Below are 24,190 nucleotides of genomic sequence, written 5' to 3' on the forward strand. Positions count from 1 at the left end.
TTCAGGCCGATGACAACAACGGGGCCCCCGAGGAACGACCACCATGCTTGCCGAAGTTCGAACCTTCAATGACCCTCAACTGCACGCCGGTTCCATCCAGGGCTGGCAGCAGGTGTATGACCAACTGGGGCGTGGCTGCCTGACCAGCGAGCTGCGCCAACTGTCGGCCGAGCGCTTTCAGATCTTCCAGGAAGTATTGGACAAACGCGTGGTGCAGCGCGGCCATGCGCCCAAGGGACGGCTGTGCGCGGCCATGTCATTGGGCGGCGAGCCTGTCGTGCAGGGCCAGCAGGTGGGCACCCACAGTGTGGTGCTGTTGCGCGCTTGCGAGGAGTTTGTGCTGCATGCGCCGGAAGGCACGCACTTCTTCGCTTTCAACGTCGACACGGTGCGTTTCGCCAAACTCGCCGCCTTCGAGTTGTCCAGCGACCAGCTCAAGCGCTTGAGCACCCGCTCCCAGCTGTGCGTGGATGACGCGTTACTGCTGCGGATACGCCAGCGCATCTACCCGCTGTTTCGTCACCTTTTGCAACAACCCGAGGCCATCAGTGCAACCGCCGAGAACATGCTCGAAGACGAGTTGCTCAATGCCTTTCTCGACCTGTTCAGCAATGCCACCGATGAGGTGCGCTGCCGTCGCGGCAACTTCGCCGTGAGTGCGTACCTGGTCAAGCGTTGCCAGGAGTTGATCGATGCCAGCGGCGATACCCCGCTGAGCATCCTCGACCTGTGCGAACACCTGCGGGTCAGCCGGCGCACCCTGCAGAACAGTTTCCAGGCGGTGACCGGCATGCGCCCGGTCGAGTACCTGCGCAACCTGCGCCTGAATGCGGTGCGTCGACGCCTGATCGCAACGCCGGCCTGCAGCCAGAACGTCGGTGATGTGGCGGTGGCGATGGGCTTTTTCCACCTGAGCCACTTTGCCGCCCATTACCGCGAGTTGTTTGGCGAGTCGCCTTCGCACACCCAGCGGGCGATCGGCTGAATAGACGATGGGTCAGGCTGGCGTGTCATCCAGTCCCGGGTCCACGCGTTTGCCGATGTCCTTGAGCCGGGCCAATTGGTCGACCACGCTGGGGGCTTCATCCAGGCAACTGACGAACGTCCACAGGTACGTCATCACCGCATAGATATGGCCGGCCTTCACCGCGGGCGCCAGCGCCAACTGGCTGATGGCGACCACGAACAGCAGGGCCGCAAGGATGCCGATGGTGAGGAAGGCAACCGCCTCACGGTCCGACAGCCCGATACGCAGCCGCGACAGCACCTGATAGTGGCGGCGCAGCGTGGGGGCGCCGACCTTTTCCACCAGGCTGATTTCCTTTTCCAGGCGGTTGTTCAGCCGCTCATGCAAGCGCTGGTTGCGCCGTGCAAAGCCAGGCACCACCACCAGGCACAGGCCCAGCGCCACCAGGCACGCCAGGCCGACCCAGGGTTCGATCACCAGCAACATGGCCGCCGCGCCGATGATCGAGACCAGCGCCGTCGCAATGGTGGGCACGTGTTTTTCGAAGAAATCGACGAACTCCCGTGCCAGCACCACCCGCGCGGCGGACGTTGAGGTGCTGTGGCGTTGCAGGCGCTGGTTAAGAATCACCGGCACGGCAAGATCGGCGTAGATACGCGTAAAGGTGCGGGTGTCCAGGGCCCGTCGGGCGGCGCCCACCACCCAGAACCCGAGGACCACGGCGGCGTAGAGCAGGGCATTGCCGGTGTCGCCACGGATAATCGCGTCGACGGCAAACCCCGCAAACAACGGGTAGGCCAGCAGCAGCGCGTTTTCCAGCGCCACCAGCGACAGGGTGCCGGACAACTTGCCGGGGTAGGCCTTGGCGATCGCCTTGAGTGTCTGGCTGGCGGATTGTTGACCGATTTTGCGGCTCTGCTCGATCAGTAGTGGAGGTGTGACGGAGGGCATGGGCCACCTGGTTTACGCAAAGTAGGGGGGCGGGAACTCAGGGTCCCGGTATAAAGACCGCGGGTGATGTCGAGCAGATAGCGCGTTTCCTCGGTCATCAGTAACAAGTCGATCTGCACTTCTTCGATCACGATTTCCAGGGTGATCAGCAGGCAAATCGCCGGCGCGGTAAATAACCAGTGGTAATAGGACTGGCTGAACAGCGATGCGACAACCCCCAGGACCCACAGTGACAACACCAGGCGTGGCGCCTGTTTCTGCAGGGGAATCCAGAAGCGCTGCAACCGCTTGAGCTTGGCGCTATAGAGCCGTACCGAGTCTTCAAGCAGTGCCACGTCAATCACGTTTCGATCACGATAGTTGAAAGGCATACAGGCAATTCCAGGCTGACTACACGAGGCGGGTGTGTGGCCTGGTCAAGGCGCGCGCAGGCAGCGCGCGGTTCAACCAGGCCAGGTTGACTTCGTTGACTTGCACCCATTCGCCGTTCTGTGGAATCCCTTCGCAGCTCTTGAAAGCAATGCAGCGTCCTTGTGCGTCGAGCAAGGCAAAGTGGCGGTACCGATTGACCCTGAAAATACAGAGGCGCATGCCTTCACCTGGGGGCGGTTGGGGTTAGATGGCGACCAACTGGTCGGGCCAGCTCAGCTCGAACAAGGTGCCGCCGTTGTCGAGGTTCCGGCAGGTCGCGCGACCTCCATGGGACAGGGCAATCGCGCGTACGACGGCGAGCCCCAGGCCGCTGCCGCCCTGGGCGCGGGAGCGCGAGCTTTCGCCGCGCTGGAACGGCTCAAAGATGTGCGTTGCAAACGCTTCTGCGATCCCCGGTCCTTCGTCCGCGACACTCAAGGTATTCAGGCCATCCTGGTTGCCCAGGCGCACCGTGACGTTGCCGGGGGTTGCATGGCGTTTCAGGTTGTCGAGCATGGCCAGCAAGGCTTGGCGAATCCGCGCCGGATCACACTGCACAGGCCGTTCGAGCAGGTCCAGGTGCAGCACGAACCCGTAGGCCTGCAGGCCCGGTTCGAACAGGCAGGCGTCGGCCTTGATCTCCTCGGCCAGGTTGGCACTCTGGATCTGCACTTCGAGGTAGCCGTTGTCCGCCAGGCCTACGACCCGCAGGTCCTCGATCAGGCGCGTCAGGCCTTCCACCTGGCTCAGCAGACTGTAGAACTGCGCCTGGTCCGGGGTGAACACGCCTTCCGCCAACCCTTGCAGGCGGCCGCGCAGGATGGTCAGCGGGGTGCGCAGTTCATGTGCAATCGCGGCGTTCCAGAACGACTGCTCTTGCGCCATGCGTTTCAAGCGTTGGGCCATGCTGTTGAAGTCATCCACCAGCAAGGTGGCCTCTGCCAGTGAGCGGTCGGACGCCGTCGCCCGGGCATCGAGGTCACCATCGGCGAGGCGGCGAAGGCTGGCCGCGACCGAGTTCAAGGGCATCAGAATGCGCCGGGACAGTTTGATCGCCACCACGGCGCCCACCGCCAGGCTGATGCAGGTGATCAGCGCCATCCAGGCCCACTCCATGCCGGTGGGCAGCCATTCGTCCACGTCCAGATCCGACGGCGGCCAGAACGTCCAGAGCAACGCGTAAAACACGTAGGAGCCGACCACGGCCAGGGCGATCACGCAGAGCACCACGGCGGACATCGACACGATGATCTGCCGGCTCAAACTGTTGGCGGTCTTCATGGCTGGCTCCCGAACCGGTAGCCGACCCCACGGATGCTGGCTGGTACGCCCTGGAGGCCGAGGTCTTCGATTTTGCGCCGCAACTTGCTGATATGGCTGTCGACGGTGCGCTCCAGGCTGTCGCTCTCGGGGGAACACAGGGCCAGCAACTCGGCGCGACTGAATACGCGCTTGGGGGCCTTGGCCAGTTGCGCCAACAATCTGAATTCGGTCACCGTCAGGTTGAGCCTGCGCGTGTGTGCACCGACCTGCACGCTGACTTCATGGCTGTCGATGTCGATTTCAAAGGCATTCACCCGCAGCACGCGCTGGCGGGCGCCGTAGCCATGATCGAGGGAGCGACGCAGCACCGCCTGGGTCCTGGCGACGACCTCGGCGGGGTTGAACGGCTTGACGATGTAGTCGTCGGCACCGATGCGCAGGCCCATGAGTTTGTCCATGTCCTGGTCCTGGGCGGTCAGCATGATCACCGGTGTGGTGCCCCGGTGGCGGATCTCGGCCAGGACCATCCAGCCATCCAGCTGCGGCATCAGCACGTCCAGCAGCACCAGGTCGGGCTTGAGCGATTGATGCAGTTCAAGGGCGCGGCGCCCATCCAGGGCATGGGCGGTCTGGAAGCCGCTGCGCTTGAGATAGGCCGCGAGGATGTCGGCGATTTCCGGCTCGTCTTCGGCGATCAGTACCAACGCCTGGCGTGGGGCCGCGAGGTCCGTCGGTGTCGATACAGGGTGTGATTCAGTCATGGTCGGCTCGGTCGTGCTGTTCGGTCATCGCAGTATGGCGAATTACCTTGGGGCGACGAAGATCACTGTGCACCACGAGCATGCGCTTTCATGGGAGGTTTTATGGAGAAACGATGGAGACGCGGGCTTATTGGCAAACAGCGTGATCAGGCGTAGCTGATCCTGTCGTTGTAGGCGTTTTGCGTCATGGTGCGCTGGTAGTCGCAGGGGGTGGTGCTGACCAGTTTCTTGAAGTCGCGCAGGAAGTGGGATTGGTCGGAAAACCCCAGGTCGAGGGCCAACTGCGAAAACGATACATCGTGCTGGGTATTGAGGGTGTCCAGGGCCGCCTGGCAGCGGATGATCCGGCAAAACGCCTTGGGTGACATGCCGGTGTCCTGGTTGAACTGGCGGTGCAGGGTCCGGCTGGTGTAGCCGCTGAGGTCTTCGAGTTGCTGGATGCGGATATCACCGCGATGGTGCAGCGCCTGCTGGATGATCATGGCGGTGAGTCGCGACGTCTTGCCCATCAGGCGCGGGGTCAGGTAGTCGTTGAACAGCCGCATCTGGTCGCCCAGCAACGGGGCCTGGACGATGCTTTCGAAGAGGCGTTGGGCGAACTCGGAGACTTCCAGCAGATCGAGCTCCCGCTCGGTCAATTCTTCGGCCAGTACATTGACGAAACCGGGGATCACACCCGGCGAAAAGCGCACGCCGAAATAGTGGTGGTGCTGGTGCAGTTCGACCGCCTGGGCCACCAGCGGGGTGCCGCAGATGCGCGCAGTCGGTCGCGTCGCATCACAGTCGAACAGGATATCCACGCAGCCATCCGGCACGGCCAGCAGGTTGGACGATTGCGCCACATCGAAGGCATAGAAATGCGAGATCGCCGGGTGCGCGGACGGCATCACTGAATAGCGTGAAGAGTTGAGCACGAACCAGGGTTGTTCGTTCGCGGTGTGGAGCCGGGGAGTCGGCACACTCGGTTTGATCATGGTTGTTCCTTGGGCAGGCAGCGCCAGGGGAAAATCAACGCATTAATCGCGCCAACTATCGTCATGCACGACTGAACGGTATGTCCGAAATTTACAATACCGCCGCCATCCCCCGCCCGATACTCGATCTCGACAGCGTGGAGCTGCGCCTACCGCAGCGATATCACCTTCAGCCCGAGAATAACTATGTCTGCAACTACAAAAATCGATTTTATCTACCTCTCCGAGCAGGACATGATCCGCGCGGGTGTGACCGACATGCTGGCCTGCGTGAACACCATGGAGGAAATGTTCGGCCTGCTGTATGCCGGTGACTACCGCATGGCCGGCCCGAACAATGATTCCCATGGCGCGATGGTGATTTTCCCGCAGGATTCGCCGTTCCCGAACATGCCCAAGCCCACGGCGGATCGGCGCATGATGGCCATGCCGGCCTACCTGGGCGGCAGCTTCTGCACCGCCGGGGTGAAATGGTACGGCTCCAATATCGCCAACCGCGAAAAAGGCCTGCCGCGTTCGATCCTGATGTTCACCCTGAACGACCCCGACACCGGCGCGCCGTTGGCCCATATGTCGGCCAACCTGCTGTCGGCGTACCGCACCGGTGCGATCCCCGGCGTGGGCGCACGCCACCTGGCGCGCAAGGACTCGAAAGTCGTCGGCCTGCTTGGCCCGGGCGTGATGGGCAAGACCACCCTGGCGGCCTTCATCGCGGTGTGCCCGCATATCGACACCCTGAAGATCAAGGGCCGTGGCCAGCAGAGCCTCGACAACTTTATCGCGTGGGTCGAACAGACGTATCCGCAGATCACCACGATAGACGTGGTCGACACCCTCGAAGCGGTGGTCCGCGACTCGGACCTTGTTACTTATTGTAGCTCCGGTGCCACGGGCGACCCCTCGATCTACCCAATTGTGCGGCGTGAGTGGGTCAAGCCAGGCGCTTTCCTCGCGATGCCGGCGTCTTGCTCCCTCGACGCGGGAATGGAGCAGCCCGACGTACGCAAGGTGCTCGACAACACCGGTCTGTACCAGGCCTGGTTCGAGGAATTGCCCAAGCCTGCGCATCACAACGTGCCGGTCATTGGCGTGCGCTTCATGGACATGATTGCCGAAGGCAAGATGCAGCTCGATGACGTCGAAGACATCGGCAAGATCATCGCCGGGGCCGCGCCTGGCCGCAGGAACGATGAGGAAATCATCATCATGTCGGTGGGCGGCATGCCCGTCGAAGACGTGGCCTGGGGCACGGTGGTGTACCGCAACGCCGTCAAGCACGGCATCGGCGTGACCTTGAACCTGTGGGAAACCCCGGAGCTGCGCTGAGCCGTAGCTTCATTCACTTTGACGAGGCATTCGACATGACAAAAATCACCAAGCTCAAGACCGGCTCACCGTTCGAAGACCAGGCCAGCTATTCGCGCCTGGTGTGCGTGGACAACTGGATCTACGTGTCCAACACCGCCGGCCGCAACCCCCAGACCAAGCTGATCCCGGAGGATGTCCTGGAACAGGCGCACCAGGTGTTCGCCAACATCGAATCGGCCCTCAAGGCTGTCGATTCGAGCCTGGCCGACGTGGTGTGTTCGCGGGTGTTCATCCAGGACCCCAAGGACGTGCCGGCGGTGATGGACCTGATCGGCGAGAAGTTTCGCGGCGTCGACCCGGCCAGCACCGTGACCTGCCCGCCACTGGGCTCGACGGTCTACAAGGTAGAGCTGGAAGTGACGGCGTATCGCAACGCGTCGAAGGCGCAGGTCGACCTCATTCGCCTGTCGCAATAATCGTCACGCGGCCATGCACAGGCCTGGCCGCCCTTATTCGTTTACCGAGTCCTGACCATGGCACCGACAATAGCGCCCGTGACAACCTCCACCGTGTTTCCCAGCGCGACCGCCGTCGTCATCATTGGCGGCGGGATCATCGGCCTCACGGCTGCGCTGACCTTGGCTGAGCGCAATATCGCCGTGGTGGTCCTGGAAAAAGGCCGGATCGCCGCCGAACAGTCATCCCGCAACCTGGGCTGGGTGCGCAAGACCAGCCGCCACGCGGCCGACATCCCGCTGGCCCTGGCCGCCGACCGCTTGTGGGCGCAGATGCCTGAGCGGGTAGGGGCGGATGTGGGGTATCGCCAGGAAGGCATCATGTTTGTCGGGCGCACCCCGGCGCAAATGGCAATGCACGAGGGCTGGCTCAAGTCGGTGGAGCATTTGTCGCTGGATTCACGCCTGCTCAGCAAGCGTGAGATCGACGCGCTGGTGCCAGGCGGCACGGGTGACTGGGCCGGTGGCATCTTTACCCCTTCCGATGCGCGTGCCGAACCGACGCTGGCCAGCAGCGCGATTGCCAGGGCCGCCATGGACAGGGGCGTGGTGATCATCGAGCAGTGCGCGGTGCGTACGCTGCAGATGTCCGGCGGCGCGGTCAGCGGTGTGGTCACGGAAAAGGGCGAAATCCGTTGTGATCATGTGCTGCTGGCGGGGGGCATGTGGTCGAGGCGCTTTCTGGGCAACCTCGGTGTGGCGTTGCCGACCCTGCCCCTGACCTGCTCGGTGCTGCGTACCCACCCCATGGAGGGGCCGACGCAGATCGCGGTCGGCGCGCCGGACTTTTCGTTTCGCAAGCACCAGGACGGCGGTTTCATCATTACCCAACGGGGCAAGTTGGATGCGTTCCTGACCCTCGACCATCTGCTGCTCGCCAAGCAATACATGCCGCAGTTCCGTGCGCAACGCAGTGTGCTGAACGTGTCGCTGGGCAAGCCGTTCATCAATGACCTGGCCCTGGCGCGGCGTTGGCGCGCCGACAGCGTCAGCCCGTTCGAGCGCGTCAGGGTGCAGGATCCGGCGGCCAACCCGCGCCTCAATAACGACGCGATGAACAACCTGATGGCCGCCTGGCCGGTGTTTGAACAGGCACGGATCGCCCAGGCCTGGGCCGGCACTATCGACGTGACACCCGATTCCAACCCGGTCATCGGCCCGGTCGCGCAGATTCCGGGGCTGACCGTGGCCACCGGTTTCTCGGGGCACGGCTTCGGTACATCGCCGGCGGCCGGTCATCTCGCCGCGGACCTGGTCAGTGGGCATGCGCCGATCATTGACCCAAGCCCTTATCGCTTCGACCGTTTCTAAAGGAGCAAGCCCATGCCTGCAGACAGCTGTTTCTTCACCAACCGTTCGGGCCTGCGCCTGCACTATTTGCGCTGGGGCGCATCGAGTGGCGTGCCCCTGGTGCTGTTGCACGGCCTGCGCGCCTATGCCCAGACCTGGGAGTCGCTGGTGCAATCCCTGGGGGAGGGCTACTGCATCTATGCCCTCGACCAGCGTGGTCGTGGGTTGAGCGACTGGGCCGAGCCCTCCACGTATCACACCCAATCCTATGTCGAGGACCTTGAGGATCTGATCGCCCATGTCGGCCTGCAGCGCTTCGTCCTGCTCGGGCATTCATTGGGCGGCGCCAACGCCCTCGAGTATGCGCGGCAACATCCGGGACGCTTGCTGGGGTTGCTGATCGAGGACATCGGCCCCGGCTCTTCAACCCAGGGCGATGGCGCCGCGCGTATCCGTCGCGAGATGGGCCAGACGCCGTTGCAGTTCGACAATTGGGACGCGGCCCGCACGTTCTGGAGGGCTTCGCGCCCGGGGTTGTCGGAGCAGGGCCTGGCGTCGAGGCTGGCGCATTCGATGCAGGAACGCGACGGTGTGATTGGCTGGCGCCATGATCAGCAGGGGATTGCCCAGGCCCGCCTGAGTATCGAGCCGACGGACCTGTGGCCAGCGGTGCGCGCGCTGGATTGCCCCAGCCTGTTCATTCGTGGTGGTCGCTCGGACTTCCTGCCGCCGGCGACGCTGCAGGCGATGAGGGCCAGCAACCCCCATGTGCGGACGGTGGAGGTCGCCGACGCGAGCCACTATGTGCACGACGATCAGGGCGCGGTGTTCAACGCGCTGATCGCAGGCTTTCTGGCGAACCTTGACCCGCCGAGGCAATGAGCGGCGGCCGCCCGCCAATGTCGATATCAGGCACCGGCGTGCCGCTATGAGGCTATTTTTGCGGCACGCAGGCCGCGTACTGTGACCCGTCATTAAGAAATGATGATCGCCTGACCTTCCAGTCAGTACGTCTTAACGTCGATCACAGAGAATAAAAAACAACGATGAATAGCCTGATTTCCAAGGATTCCAACGGCCAGCTGGCGCAGGGCTTCAAGCCGCGTCATGTCACCATGCTCTCCATTGCAGGCATTATCGGCGCGGGGCTGTTTGTCGGCTCCGGGCACGCCATCGCGGCGGCGGGGCCGGCCGTGATGCTGGCGTATCTGTTTTCCGGCCTGTTGGTGGTGCTGGTCATGCGCATGCTGGGGGAGATGGCGGTGGCCAACCCCGACACCGGCTCATTCTCGACCTACGCCGACCAGGCCATCGGCCGCTGGGCCGGGTTTACGATCGGCTGGTTGTACTGGTGGTTCTGGGTGCTGGTGATTCCCATCGAAGCCCTGGCCGCCGGGCATATCCTCAACCAGTGGTTGCCGCAGATCGACGCTTGGCTGTTCGCCTTGTTGTCGATCTTTTTGTTGGTGGTCACCAATTTGTTCAGCGTCTCCAAGTACGGTGAATTCGAGTTCTGGTTTGCCATGGCCAAGGTGGTGGCGATCATCGGCTTTATCGGCCTGGGAGGCGCGGTGCTGATGGGCTGGATTCCCGAGCGGGAGGCCAGCGGCCTGAGTCGCCTGATGGAAGAACACGGTGGTTTCGCGCCTAACGGCCTGTCGGCGGTGGTCGGGGCGTTCATCACCATCATGTTCAGCTTTATCGGCACGGAAGCCGTCACCATCGCGGCTGCCGAGTCCAATAACCCGGCGCAGAATATCGCCCGGGCTACGCGCTCGGTGATGTGGCGCATCGGCGTGTTCTACGTGTTGTCGATCTTCGTGGTGATTTCCGTGGTGCCGTGGAATGACCCGCTGTTGGCGTCGGTAGGCTCTTATCAGCGCGCCCTGGAACTGATGAACATTCCCCACGCCAAGTTACTGGTGGACGTGGTGGTGTTGATTGCCGTGGCGAGCTGCATGAACTCGTCCATCTACATTGCTTCACGCATGCTGTATTCCCTGGGCAAGCGTGGGGATGCGCCCACGCTGATGAAAAAGACCTCCGCCGCGAGTGTGCCGAGGGCCGCCGTGATCGCCAGCACGATCCTCGGGGCTGGCGTGACCTTGCTCAGTTACTTCATGCCGGCCGGATTGTTCCAGTTTCTGCTGGCCAGCTCGGGTGCCATCGCCTTGCTGGTGTACCTGGTGATCGCCGTGTCGCAACTGCGCATGCGCAAGGTCCTGCAGCGCCGCAATGTCACCCTGACGTTCAAGATGTGGCTGTTTCCCTGGCTGACCTGGGTGGTCATCGTGTTCATCTGTTGCGCATTGGCGGTGATGCTGCTGACGCCCGAGCACCGCTTCGAGGTGTCGTCGACCATCGGCCTGGCCTTGCTGATTTCCCTGGTCGGCGTGATCACGGCGCGGCAGCCCGACCGCACCCAAAAACCGATCCCCCTGGCTTCGCGCCCATGAACCCCCGGCCGGTCACCTGTTTGGTATTCGTGCTGCTGGATCAGTTCACCCTGATCTCGTTGGCGTCGGCGGTAGAGCCGCTGCGCATGGCCAACCAACTGGCAGGCCAGGAGCTGTATCGTTGGCAGACCGCCAGTGTCGACGGTCATCCTGTGTGGGCCAGCGACGGCATGCCCATCACGCCGGACTGTTCCATAGCCGCTGCGCCCTCTGCGGATATCGTCGTGGTGTGCGGCGGCACGGGTATTCAACACACCCTGAGCGATGAATTGATGAAGTGGCTGCGGACCCAGGCGCGTTATTCCAGGCGCCTGGGTGGTATTTGTACCGGCAGTTGGGTATTGGCCCGGGCGGGGCTGCTCGACGGGTTTGAATGCAGCGTGCATTGGGAGTGGCTGGCGGCCATGCAGGAAGCTTTTCCACGGGTGAGCCTCAGCGCCAGCGTGTTCACCCTCGACCGCGATCGCCTGACCAGCTCGGGCGGCACCGCGCCCATGGACATGATGCTGCACCTGATCGGGCGTGAGCATGGGCATGAGTTGTCGGCGGCCATCTCGGACATGTTCGTGTACGAGCGCATGCGCAACGAGCAGGATCATCAGCGCGTGCCGCTCAAGCATATGCTCGGCACCCAGCAACCGAAGCTGCAGGAAATCGTCGCACTGATGGAAGCCAACCTGGAAGAACCGATCGACCTGGATGAATTGGCCGAGTACGTGGCCCTGTCACGCCGGCAGCTTGAACGCATGTTCCAGAAGTACCTGCACTGTTCGCCCTCGCGTTACTACCTGCGGTTGCGGCTGATCCGCGCGCGTCAGTTGCTCAAGCAAACCCCCATTTCCATCGTGGAGCTGGCCTTGCTCTGCGGGTTTGTGTCCACGCCGCACTTCTCCAAATGCTACCGCGAGTACTTTGGCGTGCCGCCCAGTGACGAGCGCCTGGTGACGGCAGGCGAGCGAGCCGTCATGTTGAAGCCGATGATTCGCGCCGTACCGGTGCCGATGCCAATGAGTGCCCTGGAGCAGGCGCGGGGGGAGTCGACCTTTGCCAGTGTCCGGCTCAAGGCCAGGCGCTGAGAGTACGGTGAGTGGCGCTGATCAGCGACGCTTGCGTTTCAAATTTCAGGCCCCCCTCACGCCGGGTTCAAACCCGCATGAACGCCTTGATTCGCTCGCCGCACTGATCGGCACGAATCATCCCAGGCGCCGCATCCAGTGCAACCAGGCCGTCTTCCATGAAGATCACCCGGTCGGAAATGGACAGGGCGAAGTCCATCTCGTGGGTCACGATCAGCATGGTCATGCCTTCTTTGGCCAGGTCGCCGATGACCTTGAGCACGTCGCCCACCAGTTCCGGGTCAAGGGCTGACGTCGGCTCATCAAACAGCATGATATGTGGATCCATGGCCAGTGCGCGGGCGATTGCCACGCGTTGTTGCTGCCCCCCAGACAACTGATGCGGATACTTGTGCGCGTGAGCCAGCAGTCCGACCTTGTCCAGCAGGGCGTAGGCGCGCTGCTCGCTGATGAGCTTGTCGCGGCCGTGATAGCGCGGCGCGAGGGTGACGTTGTCGAGAATGGTGCGATGGGGAAACAGGTTGAAGCCCTGGAACACCATGCCGATGTGCTGTACCCCACGGCGTACTTGTTGGGTGTTGGTGTTGTCACCGGCGTGGATATAGCTTTCGCCGAACAGAATGATCTCGCCTTGGTCGATGCTTTCCAGGGCGTTGACGGTGCGAATCAGCGAGGTTTTCCCCGAGCCGGACGGGCCGATGATGGAAACCACCTGACCCACATTTACATCAAGGTTGATGCCTTTGAGCACAGCGTGCTGGCCGTAGCGCTTGTGAATGTCGACCAGTTGCAGGGCGGGTGCCGAGCCAGGCCCGGAGGCTTTCCGAGCGCTTGCCGAAGGAGGGGCGGGTTGTGATGCGCGTAGGCGCCCCATGCTGGTGTCATCCAGCGTCCGGGGTGTGCGGTTGTTGAGTTCCAGGTGGTGCTCCAGCCAATGAAACAGCCAGCCGAGCACGGTCACGATCAGCACGTAATACACCGCCACAGCCGACAGGGTTTCCATCACCAGGAAGTTTTGCGCGTAAAGGCGCTGGCCCACGGTCAACAGTTCGGTCAAGGAAATCACCGAGACCAGTGAGGTCAGTTTCACCACGGTGATGTATTCGTTGATCAGCGTCGGCAGGGAAATGCGGAACGCCTGGGGGATCACGATCAGGCGCTGCAAACCGATCAGGCCGATGCCCAGCGCGCGGCCGGCCTCTTTTTGACCTTTGGCCACGGATATCAAGCCACCACGGTGGATTTCCGCCATATAGGCCGCTTCGGTGACCACCAGGGCCAACAGGCCGGAATAGAACGGGTTGGACAGGACGCCACGGGTGACCGGGAACATCTGCGGCAGGTTATAGACGAACACCACGAGTACCAGCAGCGGCACGCTGCGAAAGAACCAGATATAAATCGACGCCGGCACGCTGATCCAACGCGCGGCCGAAAGCTTGGCCGAAGCCAGCAGGAAGCCCAGCAGCATGCCGATGAACCAGGCCAGCGTGCTGAGTTCCACCACCGTAATGCAGGCTTTCCAGAAGTCCGAGAGCGAAAACAGAGAAAAAAAGTAAGGCCATTCAAATTGCATGTGTCTCTCCAACTGCTGGCGTCGACACAGGCTTTACCTGGGCCGGGCAGTCAAGCGAAAGCCGCCGACTGTGGGAGCGGCTGCGCTCCCACAGGGCTGCACCGGGTCAGTTAGTCGGTTCTTCGAGGTTGTATTTCTTCAACAGGGCGGTGTATTCACCGGAGGCCTTGCTCGCCTCAAAGGCCTTGAGCAGTGCCTGATAGAGCGCGTCGTTGCCTTTCTTGACGTAAATCCCCAGCGTCTGCTGATAGATCGAGTGCTCGGTGCTCACCACGACGCGGCCCTTGGTGCGTTCTGCGATCATGCCGGCGGCGCCGTCGATCTCCACCTGAGCCTGCACATTGCCGGAGAGCAGCGCCTGGGTTACCTCCGGTGCGGACGGGAACTCGCTGACCATAATCGCGCCCTTGTTATTCGGGGTGCAGTAGTCGGTCGAGAGCGTGTTGAACTGCGTCACCCACGTGGTGCCTTTTTCCAGGCCGACTTTCAGGCCGCAGAGGTCTTCCGGTACCTTCGGTTTCAGCGGGCTGTCCTTCAGCACCATGATCGCTGCGCCGGTCTTGGCGTACGGGATGGTTTGCGCTTGCGTCTGCCGCTGGGGCGTGATGTACATGCCGGAGATGATCGCGTCGTAGTGGCCGGCGTTCAGGCTGAGGATCAGGTTGGAAAACTTGGTGTCGACGAAGTCGGCCTTGAGGTCCAGGTGCTTGGCGAGCAGGTGCGCCAGCTCGGGGTCGGAACCGACGACGTTTTTATGTTCGTCGTATGACTCGAAGGGCGGATAGGTGATTTCCATGCCGACCTTGAGTACGCCGGGTGTCACCGTCGTTGCTGCATGGGCGCCGGCCGCACCAAGGAGTGCGACGGCCAGCAGGGTCAAGCGGACAGCATGATTGATTGGATTGCGCATCATCGATGACTCCACGTCGGTAAAGTAGGGCTGGGCGGGTGGTTAAACAGGGCGGTGTGACCAGGCTGAGGGTTGCATCAGGACGCGTCCTGCGCCTGGCTCTTCAAGTGACCGAAGCTCGATGGCTTGCGTGCTTTCTCGTACAGCTTGAGTTCGCCCCGTTCGACTTTGCGGCGCAGGTACTGATAGGTCTGCAACGCTTGGCCGAACATGTGCTCACCGATGGTGATTTCCTCGTAATCCTTAGCGCCTTCAAGAAACTGTGGCAGTGGCTTGATCTGCGTATGGAAGTCGCACGCGTAGAAGAGTGGGAAGGCATAGCGCTCTTCGCTGACGGTTCGCACTCGGTGAGCCGTAGCGACGAACGTACCCGCGGTCATGACCTCCAGCATGTCGCCGATGTTGACCACAAAGGCACCGTTTACGGGCGGCGCATCAATCCATTGCCCTTGATCGTTCATCACCTCGAGGCCTGGCTTGTCGGCAAGCAAAATGGTGAAGCACTCGTAGTCGGTATGCGCACCAATGCCGGGTGCGTCTTGGGCGGCCAGGTCAAAGGGGTAGTGAATCAGGCGCAGTTTCGACGGTGGGCGGGTAACCATTGCCTCGAAATAGTCCTCTTCAAGGCCCAATGCGAGCGCAAAGCCCTTGAACAGGCGACGACCCAGCGCAAACACCGCAGCGTAGTACGCTTCGACGGCGGGACGGAAACCCGGCAGGTCCGGCCATTCATTGGCCCCGATCAAGGGGGTTCCGGCCCTGACCAGCGGGTCGTCTTCGCCCACTTCAAAACCGATATCGAACGCCTCCTTGTGGTCCGGTTTGCCTTTGGCATAGACCTCTTCGCCTTCAGGCACAAAACCCTTGTGGCTGCGGGAGGTGCCGATGTAATGCTGCATCTTGTACTCAAGAGATTGCGCAAACAGGTCCTTCGCCGCGTGACGCAAGCCGTCGATCAGCGACGACTCGATGCCGTGGTTCTTGATGTACAGAAAACCCACTGCGCGGGCGGCGTTACCGAGTTCTTCGGCCACTGCCTGGCGCTGTGCGATGTCGTCGCTGTACAGCCCGGCGATGTCCACCAGCGGAATGCGATTGAAGTTGGGGGCCTTTGGCGTTTGGTCAGGCATGAAATAACGCTCCTTATCGGGTTGAGGCACCGCTGAAACGCCGGAAATGCTCGCGCTCGGTATTTGCCATCCACACGTTCAGCGACCACAGGTCGGCCACCGGCACATTGGTGAAGGGCAGGTGATGCAGGTAGCCGTCGGCACCGAACTCCGGTGTCAGCGTGCTGACCTGATAGCCGCGACTTTCCTGGGATCGCCAGATGGCCTCCCAATGCTGCTGATGGAAGGCCAGCGCTTGGGTGTACTCGGGAGCGGCGGGGTGGGGAACCTGGGGCCCCTGGTCATAACCGACCCGGGCTTGAATGTGGTGAACGCGCTCGACGAAAGCGCTGAGGTCATCTTCCGGATCGTTGAGCAGACGCTCGCAGGTGACGACCCAATGACTGATGTCGCTGGTGAAGCGCAGGTCCGGCAGTTGACGAATCAGCTCGAGGGTGACCCAAGGGTTGAACAACGAGCGCGCACGATGGGTTTCAAAGGCGCACACCTGGCCGTGCTTGCGCGCGACGTCCATCGCGCGGCCAAAGAAGTCGACTTGCTGTGCCAGTGGCCAGCGGTCGTTGCCAGCCAGCAGGTTGATGAAGCGCGGCGACAACTCAGCCGCCCAAGCGAGTTTTTTATCGAGGTCCAGAAGGTGTTCGTCGACGCTCGCCGATTGTTGCGGCAGAACATCGTAGGCGCTGAAGACGGTACTGATATAGCTGACATGGTTGGCGCGTAGAAAGGCTGCGAACTCGGCGCGTTCGCTGGCGGTCATGGGCAGGCGGGCTTCCATGCCATCGAACCCGGCCTCAAGCAACTCTTCGAGCGCTTGTGCCTTGCTCGCGGTGTAGCCCCACAACGTCCGGAATACTTCCAACTTCATCGATCTGCTCCAAAGGTGCCTTCGCATGATTGACACAGCGGCGTTTCGGCGTGGACCGAAACGCACAAAAAACGGCAGTGACAATCAGAAAAGGCAATCTTCGGGCCGCATCTCTGTGGAAAGGCTCCTTTGTTGCCGCCAATAGTAGGGAGAGGCGCTTGGCGGAAAGAATAGGGAAGTGCAAATAGATAGTTCAGAGACTTCTAAACTATTGAGGGGCGACGGGTAACGCGCGGGTGACGGCGAATCTGAAGGCGACGGTAAAGCCGCCTCCTGCTTTATGGCTACTGGGCGTTCAGCCCGTCGAGAAACTCTGTGTGTTGCAACGTCCTGGAAAACATCGGCAGCGTGAAGCGTTCTGCGGCCTGTTGTTGTTCGTCGGTGAAGGTCGCTGTGCAATCGATCAGGGTCACCACGTTATAGCCCTTCTCATAACCCGATCGAACCGTGCCTTCGACACAGCAATTGGTCAGGAAGCCCGCCACCACCAGGGTCTGGATGCCGTTGTTGCGCAGCACCAGGTCCAGGCCTGTGGTAGCAAAACCGTCCAGCCCGCGCTTGCCCTCCACGAGGATGTCGCCGGCTTCCCGGGTAATCGCCTCGCTGATGTCGACGCCCCAACCGTTCATGTACGGGTTGAATCGAGCCAGACCGTGACACTCAGTCCGCGTTGTTGCGCGGTATCGGTAAACGACAATTGGACGCGTGCCCCGGTACGCTCGGTGATCGCCTTGACGATGGACAAACCGAGCCCCGAGCCCGCCTCATCGGTTCCCAGGCCGCGATAGAACGGATCGAATACCCGTGCCTGTTCCTCGAGGGGGATTCCAGGCCCTGAGTCCTGGATCAGCAGTTTGACCGCACCGGGCGCCGACGCCACCGACAGATCGACGCGGCCGCCCGCTGGGGTATAGCGGATCGCGTTATCCACCAGGTTCTTGACCAGGGTAAACAGGTCCATCCGGTTGAAGGTGAGGTGCACATCCTGGGTGCTTTCGACGCCAATATCGAGCTGTTTGCATTCAGCCAATGGCAACAGGTCTTCCAGGACCTGTCGGTAGATTTCATGCACTGACACCACGCTTTGATCCCGGGCTGCCTCCGATTGCGCCGCGGCCAGGCTCAGCAGTTGGTCGATCAATTGGCGTCCGCGCTCGATACCCCGTGAAAGAGGCAGCAAGCGCTCGCGGGTCTGGGATGACATGTGCGTGGCGGCCAGTCGTTCGGCCTGCAGGGACAGGGCGGTCATGGGCGAGCGCAATTCATGGGCCGCGTCGGCAACGAAACGGCGTTGGTTGTCCATGGACCGGGCAACCCGTGCCAGCAAGCGATTGATGGCCACCACAAACGGGCGGATTTCGGTGGGCAGATGCTGTTCATGTATCGGGTGCAGTTCCTGTTCGGCGCGCTGATCTATTTCCGCCGACAGGCTGGCGATGGGGCGAAACAGCTTGCGCACCAGGTCGCCGACGACCAGCAACAGCACGGGAAACAGCATCAGGAACGGCAGCAGGCTGCGCCAGGCGCTTTCTCGTGCATCGTTGTCGCGGGCGTCGGACTCCTGGGCCACCGCAATACGCTCGCCGTTGGCGGTGGTCCTGACCAGTACACGGAAAGCCTCGCCCGCCACCTCGACCGTGGACAACCCTTCGGCCAAGTTGGCCGGGAATGGCAGTGGAATGACCTCATCGGTGAGACCCGAGGGATCGATACCGTCGCCAAGGTGTTGAATGATCAACCGGGACTCTTCGTCGTCGCCGTCGATGGTGGTGCCTTGCGGGTACTGCAGGGTCATGTGCTGGCGATCAAACAGGATCGCCACCTGGCGCAGGGTGTCGTCCTGCTGTTCGTGGGCTTCTTCGAAGGCTGAGACGAATGCAAACCCGCTGGCAATCAAGGCGACCAGCAAAATGGCCAGCGACAGGGCCACCGAAAGCCGCAGTTGTACCGATTCACTCAAGCGTTTCTTGACACCATCCATCCCATGCCCCTGACGTTCTTGATCACATGACTGCCCAACTTGCGCCGCAAGGCGTGAATCAGGAACTCGATGGCGTTGCTTTCAACTTCATTGCCCCAACCATACAGGCGCTCTTCCAGTTCGCAGCGCGAGAGGATCGCACCGGGACGGATCAACAGGGCTTGCAGCAGCGCGAACTCGCGGCTGGATAGCGCTATATCGCTGAGTTCGACGGTTGTCGCTTGCTTGGACAGCAAGTCCAGCGAGACCACGCCATTACTGAGCACGGGTAATGCATTGCCGCCCTTGCGGCGCAGCACGGCACGCATGCGCGCGAGCAATTCCGCCATGTTGAACGGCTTGAGCAGGAAGTCGTCGGCGCCGCCATCCAGGCCGCGCAGGCGATCATCCAGGCTGTCTCGGGCGGTAATGATCAGCAAGGGCACCGGGTTGTTACGCTCGCGGATGGTCGCCAGCACGTCGAGGCCGTCCTTGCCGGGCAGGCCAAGGTCCAGCAGCACCAGGTCATAGTGATGGGTGTCGAGTGCGGCCAGGCCGCTGAGGCCGTTCTTGACCCAGTCCGCGGCATAGCTGGCGTCGCTGAGTGCGCGCTGGATAGCATCGCCAATCATCGAATCGTCTTCGACCAACAGTATCCGCATGTCCCTCTCCGCAAAAAAACAGGCGCGGCAGGGCTGACTGTCGCGCCTGTATTGAAGCACCTGCGCGGGTATTTGTCCGCACCGGACGGTATCAGCCTTTCATCGCGTCGAATGCCTTGAGCAGGTCGTCCATAGCAGCCTTGCAATCAGCCTGTTTCGGGCTGCTGTCACGCAGTGCCGACAGGGCACGGTCGATGGCTTTGTCCAGTACATGCCAGTCACTGGCCGCGCGCGGCTTGATGCCGGCTTCGGCCGAGTCCCAGGTGGACTCCAGGTCTTTGATCCGGGCTTTCGCGCCAGGCAGGTCGTTTTTGTCGACCAGGCCGGCCACTTCGACGGCGATGCTGCGGAACTCGGACAGGTCGCCCAGTTTCGAGGCGGCCTTGCCCTGGCTGTTGGTCGAACCTGGCGTGACGGGGGCCTGGGGTTTATCGGCAGGTTTCGAGCAGCCGGCAGCGATACCCAACAACAGGATCGAAGCGGCGATTGCGGCGCGGCGAATAAGGTTTTGAACAGGGCGCATGATGAGGTCCTTGAGGGTAATTGAGTTATGGGCGCAGGGTTCTGCGGTTGCCGACGCCGATTTGTGCGACGGCCACCAACAGGACAATCACGCAGAGGAAGATCGCGCTGGTCCAGCTGGCGCCCATGCCCAGGCCGCCGTAGGTCTTGGCCTGGGTCAGCAAGTCGCCGAGGGAGGCACCGAAGGGGCGAGTCAGGATGTAAGTGATCCAGAAGGTCAGGACCACATTGGCACCCAGGCGCCAGGCGAGCAGGGTTGCGCCGATCATCAGCGCAAAAATCACCGCGCCCAGGGTGAAGCCCAGGCCCAGCGCTTCGGTGGCCAGGTGGCCGGCGGCGGTGCCGAGCGCGAAGGTGCACAACACGGTGGCCCAGTAGAACACCTCGCGCCGTGGGGTCACGATGGCCCGGATCGACAGGCTGCGTTCGGTGCGGTACCAGACCAGGAAGTTGAGGGCGAGCAGGACCGAGAAGATCACCGTGCTGGTATACAGGCTGATGTCGAGTTTATCGGTGAGGATGTCGGTGATCTGCGTCCCGACAATGCTCACCAGCACCACGGTCAGCCAGTAGATCCAGGGGGTGTAGGCTTTGGTGCGCAGCTGGAAAAACAGCGCAATGGCCAACAGGGCGGCCATGCCGATGCTGGTCCAGCCGGCACCCAGGCCCGCATCGACGGCGAGATAGTCCGCGCCGGTTTCGCCCACGGTGGTGGACAGGATCTTGATCACCCAGAATGACAGGGTCACCTCGGGTACTTTGTTCAGCCAGCGGGCTGCTGTGGCATTCATCGGGTTTACCTCTCCTGTGCGCGGTGGTGGCGCAGGGGAGAAGGTACGGCACGAAACTTAGCCGGGACTGAGGGCCGGCGACCTATGCGGAAAATACATGCGCCACGCCGATTGTCGTCAGCTGCACCGTGCTGCCGGTCAAGGGCGCCTGCAGGCCCGAACTGCGTACCAGGATCGCGCGCCCCGGTGCGCCATCGTCAGGCTGCAGCGCCACGGTCAGGGTGCAGGTGTTCCCGCCAAAATCACGCTCGGTCACCACGCCCTGGCAGCCGGCGCCTGACCCCGTGCTGACCTGCAACTGCTCGGGGCGCAGCATGATCTGTGCAACGGGACAATTGTCCAGGCTGTTGACCGCGATACGGCCCAGTTCGCAATGGGCCCATCCGGCTTCGAGCCTGGCAGGCAGGATCACTGCATCGCCCAGGAACAAGGCGGTCTGTTGGTCGCCGGGGGACTGGTACAGGTCCATCGGATGGCCGGACTGCACCAGGCGTCCCTGACGCATCACGGCCAGTTGATCGGCAAACGACAGCGCCTCACTCTGGTCGTGCGTCACCAGAATCGTGGTAATACCGGCGTCGCTCAGCAGCCGTGCGACCATCTTGCGCATCGCCGCACGCAGGCCGGTGTCCAGCGCCGAAAAGGGTTCGTCCAGCAGCATCAGGCGTGGTTGTTGCGCCAGTGCACGGGCCAGGGCCACCCGTTGTTGCTGCCCGCCGGACAGTTCGTGGGGCCAGCGCCGCGCCATGCTGGCGTCAAGGGCCACGCTGTCCATCAGTTCGGCGATGCGTGATTCGCGTTGCGGGCCCTTGGCGGCCAGGCCAAAGGCGATATTGTCGGCCACGCTCATATGCGGGAACAGCGCACCGTCCTGCGGCACATAACCGATCTGGCGTTGATGGGCCGGGACGGCGTGCGTGGCGTCGACCAGCAGTTGGCCATTGAGCGCAAGGCTGCCGCTATCGGGAAACTCGAATCCGGCGATCATCCGCAGCAGCGTGGTCTTGCCTGAACCTGACGGCCCGACGATCACCGTTCGGCTGCCGGTGGGCACCGACAGGTTGACGTCGGCCAAGGCGCGCTGGCTGCCGAAGGACTTACAGATTGCATTGAGTTCGAGGGCGTTCATCGGCCAGCCGTGCGTTTGGATTGGTGATAGAGGAGGCCGGTCAACGGCAGGGACAACAGGATCATGATCAGCGCGTAGGGGGCTGCGGCGGCGTAGTCAATTTCACTGGTCATTGCCCAGAAGCCGGTGGCCAGGGTGCGGGTGCCGTTGGGGGCCAGCAGCAATGTGGCGGTCAGCTCATTGGTGATCGCCAGGAACACCAGTGCGGCACCGGCCGCTGCACCTGGTGCGGCCAGGCGCAGGGTGATCAGCCAGAGTGCACGGGCGGGCGAGCGGCCGAGGCTGCGTGCCATGTGTTCCAGCTCCACCGGCGCCTGGGCGATCCCGGCCCGCAAGCTCACCAGCGCCCTGGGCAAAAACATCAGCAGGTAGGCGAGCAGCACGGTGATCGTGGTCTGGTAGATCGGTCGCGCGAAGTGAATGGTCACGGTCACCAGTGCCAGGGCGACGACGATGCCGGGCAAAGAGCTGGTGATGTAGTTGCAGCTCTCCAGGATGCGCTGCAAGCGCCCTGGCGCACGTATCGACAGCCAGGCAATCGGCACCGCCGCGCAGGTGGTCAGCAGCGCTCCGGCAGCGCCGAGCAACAGGGTTTGCTCGAGGGCCGGCAGCAGTTCATTCATCTGCCACACGGCCACGCCGCCGGCGACCAACCATTTGCCCAGGGTAATCAGCGGCACACCCAGGGCCAGCGCGCAGGTGAACGCTTGCAGACCAAGGGCGGCGATGCGGATGGGAGTGCCCAGGCGCAGGGTGCGCTGGTCCCGGGCACTGCCCGAGCCGACCCGTGCATAACGCGCGGCACCGCGGGCCGCCGATTCGATCGTCAGCATCGCCAGGCAGCACAGTGCCAATACCGCCGCCAGCATGTTGGCGGCCGGGCCATTGAAGGTCGACTTGAACTGGTCGAAGATCGCCGTGGTGAAGGTGTCGAAGCGGATCATCGCGTACAGGCCGTATTCGGCCAGCAGGTGCAGGCCCACCAGCAGCGCGCCGCCGCAGATCGCCAGGCGCAACTGCGGCACCACCACCCTGAAGAACACCGCCCAGGGTTTGAGCCCCAGGGATTCGGCTACGTCTTCGATAGCAGGATCGAGTCGCCGCAACGTGGCCGCCACCGGGAGGTACAGAAACGGAAAGTAGGCGATGACCGAGACCAGCACGCCCGCCGGCAAGCCATGGATCGACGGCACCAGGCTGACCCAGGCATAGCTGTGCACAAAGGCCGGCACCGCGAGGGGAGCCACTGCCAGCAATGACCACAGACGGCGTCCCGGCAGGTCGGTGCGTTCGGTCAACCAGGCCAGCGCGACGCCCAGCGCCACGCACAAGGGCAGGGTGATGACCACCAGCAATACGGTGTTGACCAGCAACTCGGCAACCCGAGGCCGGAACACCAAGGCCTCGATCTGTGCCCAGCCGATTTGCCAGGACACACCGATCACGAAGGCGATGGGCAACAGGGCCAGCAGCGAAACCAGCACCGATAAACCGGTGACCCATGCGCCGCCACGCCTGAAAAAAAGCGCGTGGCTGCGCTGTGAAGGTCGCGCGGGTATCGACCGGGCGGCAGCCGCCTCCAGGGTTTCAGGCAACAATCAGAGGAGTCCGGCCTGGGTCATCAATGCGACGGCTTTTTTGCTGTCGAGTTTGGACGCATCAACCTTGGGAGCATCGAGCTGCGTCAGCGGTACCAGTTTGGGGTTCGACTCGGCGTTCCGGCCCACGGCGTACTCGAACGAATTGCCGCTCTTGAGAATCGCCTGGCCGTCCGGGCCGGTGATCCACGCCAGGAAAGCCTGGGCCTGCTCCTTGTGTGTGCTGGAGGCCAGCACGCCGGCACCGGAGATGCTGACGAACGCGCCCGGGTCCTGGTGCTTGAAGTAGTGCAGCGCGGTGTTCTTGCTGTTTTCGCCGGTCTTGGACTGATCGACGAAGCTGTAGTAGTGGTAGATCACGCCACTGTCGACCTGGCCGGCATTGACGGCCTTGAGTACCGCACTGTTGCCGCGGTAAATGCTCGCGTTGGCTTTCATTGCCTTGAGCCAGTCGAGGGTGGCGGCCTCGCCCTTGAGTTCGAGCACGGCAGCGACGATCGCCTGGAAGTCGGCCCCGGCCGGGGAGGCGGCCCAGCGGCCTTTCCAGTGGGGAGAGGCAAGGTCCATCAGGGATTTGGGCAGGTCGGCTTCCTTGAGCGCGCCCGGGTTATACACAAACACCGTCGAGCGCGCAGCGATACCCACCCATTTGCCGTGGGCCGGACGATAGGCTGCACCGACCTGTTCCAGGGTGGTCGGCGCCACGGGGGCAAACAGCCCGGCGTTATCGACCAGCACCATCGCCGGTGAGTTTTCGGTGAGGAACACATCGGCCGGGGAGGCAGCACCTTCCTGCACAATCTGGTTGCCCATCTCGGTGTCATCGCCATTGCGGATGGTCACCGGAATCCCGGTTTCCTGGGTAAACCCTTCGACCCACGCCTTGGTCAGGCTCTCGTGCTGGGCGTTGTACACCACGATGCCAACGCTGTCGCTCGCGGCATAGACGTGCCCGGCGGCGAGCAGCGCGCCGACCAGCAGGGCTTTTTCAAGGAACGACGGAAAACCGATAGTCATGAGAGGGCAAGCTCCTGATGGTGAGGGTGTGCTTGAGGAATATAGCTGGAGATTCCTG

25 protein-coding genes are annotated in these 24,190 nt (G+C 62.5%); 7 read left to right on the forward strand and 18 right to left on the reverse strand.

Going from position 1 to position 24,190, the window contains the following annotated elements:
- The first annotated feature begins 43 nt into the window (after positions 1–43).
- Positions 44–985, forward strand: a complete 942-nt coding sequence (locus tag J1N02_RS29040) for a helix-turn-helix domain-containing protein (RefSeq protein WP_169899583.1) — start codon at positions 44–46, stop codon at positions 983–985.
- 12 nt (positions 986–997) lie between these two features.
- Here J1N02_RS29040 and J1N02_RS29045 read toward each other — a convergent pair whose 3' ends face one another.
- The 6 genes from J1N02_RS29045 to J1N02_RS29070 form a co-directional block, all read right to left on the reverse strand.
- Entirely contained in the window at positions 998–1,918 is a 921-nt protein-coding gene (locus tag J1N02_RS29045) for an ABC transporter six-transmembrane domain-containing protein (RefSeq protein WP_065941638.1), read from the reverse strand.
- Entirely contained in the window at positions 1,891–2,289 is a 399-nt protein-coding gene (locus J1N02_RS29050; protein ID WP_065927440.1) for a hypothetical protein, read from the reverse strand. The genes J1N02_RS29045 and J1N02_RS29050 overlap by 28 nt, the downstream gene beginning before the upstream one ends.
- Positions 2,290–2,308: 19 nt before the next feature.
- On the reverse strand, positions 2,309–2,509 hold the full coding sequence (locus J1N02_RS29055; protein WP_421148141.1) for a hypothetical protein: 201 nt from the start codon (positions 2,507–2,509) through the stop codon (positions 2,309–2,311).
- Between the two features lie 24 nt (positions 2,510–2,533).
- Positions 2,534–3,610 carry an ATP-binding protein gene (locus tag J1N02_RS29060; RefSeq protein WP_421148142.1) on the reverse strand — a complete coding sequence of 359 codons (1,077 nt, stop codon included), beginning with the start codon at positions 3,608–3,610 and terminating at the stop codon, positions 2,534–2,536.
- Positions 3,607–4,353 (reverse strand): response regulator, encoded by a 747-nt coding sequence (locus J1N02_RS29065; RefSeq protein WP_421148143.1) that lies wholly within the window; start codon positions 4,351–4,353, stop codon positions 3,607–3,609. Before J1N02_RS29065 ends, J1N02_RS29060 begins: the two co-directional genes overlap by 4 nt.
- 146 nt (positions 4,354–4,499) lie before the next feature.
- Positions 4,500–5,327, reverse strand: a complete 828-nt coding sequence (locus J1N02_RS29070; protein ID WP_421148144.1) for a helix-turn-helix domain-containing protein — start codon at positions 5,325–5,327, stop codon at positions 4,500–4,502.
- A gap of 186 nt (positions 5,328–5,513) precedes the next feature.
- On the opposite strand from J1N02_RS29070, the gene J1N02_RS29075 reads away from it, so the two are divergent.
- The 6 genes from J1N02_RS29075 (at position 5,514) to J1N02_RS29100 (ending at position 11,972) form a co-directional block, all read left to right on the forward strand.
- Positions 5,514–6,653, forward strand: a complete 1,140-nt coding sequence (locus J1N02_RS29075; protein WP_027606669.1) for a tyramine oxidase subunit B — start codon at positions 5,514–5,516, stop codon at positions 6,651–6,653.
- Positions 6,654–6,688: 35 nt separating this feature from the next.
- Positions 6,689–7,111, forward strand: a complete 423-nt coding sequence (locus tag J1N02_RS29080) for a RidA family protein (RefSeq protein WP_098479432.1) — start codon at positions 6,689–6,691, stop codon at positions 7,109–7,111.
- Positions 7,112–7,168: 57 nt separating this feature from the next.
- Positions 7,169–8,461, forward strand: coding sequence for an NAD(P)/FAD-dependent oxidoreductase (locus J1N02_RS29085; protein WP_421148145.1), 1,293 nt, complete (start codon positions 7,169–7,171; stop codon positions 8,459–8,461).
- 12 nt (positions 8,462–8,473) lie between these two features.
- Entirely contained in the window at positions 8,474–9,322 is an 849-nt protein-coding gene (locus J1N02_RS29090) for an alpha/beta fold hydrolase (RefSeq protein WP_027606666.1), read from the forward strand.
- 164 nt (positions 9,323–9,486) lie between these two features.
- Entirely contained in the window at positions 9,487–10,896 is a 1,410-nt protein-coding gene (gabP, locus tag J1N02_RS29095; RefSeq protein WP_027606665.1) for a GABA permease, read from the forward strand.
- Positions 10,893–11,972 (forward strand): GlxA family transcriptional regulator, encoded by a 1,080-nt coding sequence (locus J1N02_RS29100; protein ID WP_027606664.1) that lies wholly within the window; start codon positions 10,893–10,895, stop codon positions 11,970–11,972. Before gabP ends, J1N02_RS29100 begins: the two co-directional genes overlap by 4 nt.
- Before the next feature lie 67 nt (positions 11,973–12,039).
- On the opposite strand, the gene J1N02_RS29105 is transcribed toward J1N02_RS29100, so the two are convergent.
- The 12 genes from J1N02_RS29105 to J1N02_RS29160 all read right to left on the reverse strand — a co-directional run bounded on the left by J1N02_RS29105 (position 12,040) and on the right by J1N02_RS29160 (position 24,132).
- Positions 12,040–13,548 (reverse strand): amino acid ABC transporter permease/ATP-binding protein, encoded by a 1,509-nt coding sequence (locus J1N02_RS29105; protein ID WP_027606663.1) that lies wholly within the window; start codon positions 13,546–13,548, stop codon positions 12,040–12,042.
- A gap of 106 nt (positions 13,549–13,654) precedes the next feature.
- Complete coding sequence (locus J1N02_RS29110) at positions 13,655–14,458, reverse strand: ABC transporter substrate-binding protein (protein WP_027606662.1); 804 nt, start codon at positions 14,456–14,458, stop codon at positions 13,655–13,657.
- Between the two features lie 77 nt (positions 14,459–14,535).
- A complete protein-coding gene (locus tag J1N02_RS29115; protein WP_421148146.1) occupies positions 14,536–15,588 on the reverse strand; it encodes an isopenicillin N synthase family dioxygenase in 1,053 nt (350 codons plus the stop codon).
- Positions 15,589–15,601: 13 nt separating this feature from the next.
- Entirely contained in the window at positions 15,602–16,453 is an 852-nt protein-coding gene (locus J1N02_RS29120; protein WP_065927452.1) for a sugar phosphate isomerase/epimerase family protein, read from the reverse strand.
- A gap of 284 nt (positions 16,454–16,737) precedes the next feature.
- On the reverse strand, positions 16,738–17,082 hold the full coding sequence (locus J1N02_RS29125; protein WP_223841593.1) for a cysteine hydrolase family protein: 345 nt from the start codon (positions 17,080–17,082) through the stop codon (positions 16,738–16,740).
- Positions 17,079–18,434 carry an ATP-binding protein gene (locus tag J1N02_RS29130; RefSeq protein WP_421148147.1) on the reverse strand — a complete coding sequence of 452 codons (1,356 nt, stop codon included), beginning with the start codon at positions 18,432–18,434 and terminating at the stop codon, positions 17,079–17,081. The genes J1N02_RS29125 and J1N02_RS29130 overlap by 4 nt, the downstream gene beginning before the upstream one ends.
- On the reverse strand, positions 18,410–19,075 hold the full coding sequence (locus J1N02_RS29135) for a response regulator (RefSeq protein WP_027606658.1): 666 nt from the start codon (positions 19,073–19,075) through the stop codon (positions 18,410–18,412). Before J1N02_RS29135 ends, J1N02_RS29130 begins: the two co-directional genes overlap by 25 nt.
- Positions 19,076–19,166: 91 nt before the next feature.
- Positions 19,167–19,598, reverse strand: coding sequence for a hypothetical protein (locus J1N02_RS29140; RefSeq protein WP_027606657.1), 432 nt, complete (start codon positions 19,596–19,598; stop codon positions 19,167–19,169).
- A gap of 25 nt (positions 19,599–19,623) precedes the next feature.
- Complete coding sequence (locus J1N02_RS29145; RefSeq protein ID WP_421148148.1) at positions 19,624–20,388, reverse strand: hypothetical protein; 765 nt, start codon at positions 20,386–20,388, stop codon at positions 19,624–19,626.
- Positions 20,389–20,470: 82 nt separating this feature from the next.
- Positions 20,471–21,517, reverse strand: a complete 1,047-nt coding sequence (locus J1N02_RS29150; protein WP_027606655.1) for an ABC transporter ATP-binding protein — start codon at positions 21,515–21,517, stop codon at positions 20,471–20,473.
- Positions 21,514–23,112 carry an ABC transporter permease gene (locus tag J1N02_RS29155; protein ID WP_391564224.1) on the reverse strand — a complete coding sequence of 533 codons (1,599 nt, stop codon included), beginning with the start codon at positions 23,110–23,112 and terminating at the stop codon, positions 21,514–21,516. The genes J1N02_RS29150 and J1N02_RS29155 overlap by 4 nt, the downstream gene beginning before the upstream one ends.
- A gap of 3 nt (positions 23,113–23,115) precedes the next feature.
- Complete coding sequence (locus J1N02_RS29160) at positions 23,116–24,132, reverse strand: iron ABC transporter substrate-binding protein (protein ID WP_027606653.1); 1,017 nt, start codon at positions 24,130–24,132, stop codon at positions 23,116–23,118.
- Positions 24,133–24,190: the final 58 nt, after the last annotated feature.

Source organism: Pseudomonas sp. NFX5 (assembly GCF_049132125.1).
GTDB lineage: Bacteria > Pseudomonadota > Gammaproteobacteria > Pseudomonadales > Pseudomonadaceae > Aquipseudomonas > Aquipseudomonas marginalis.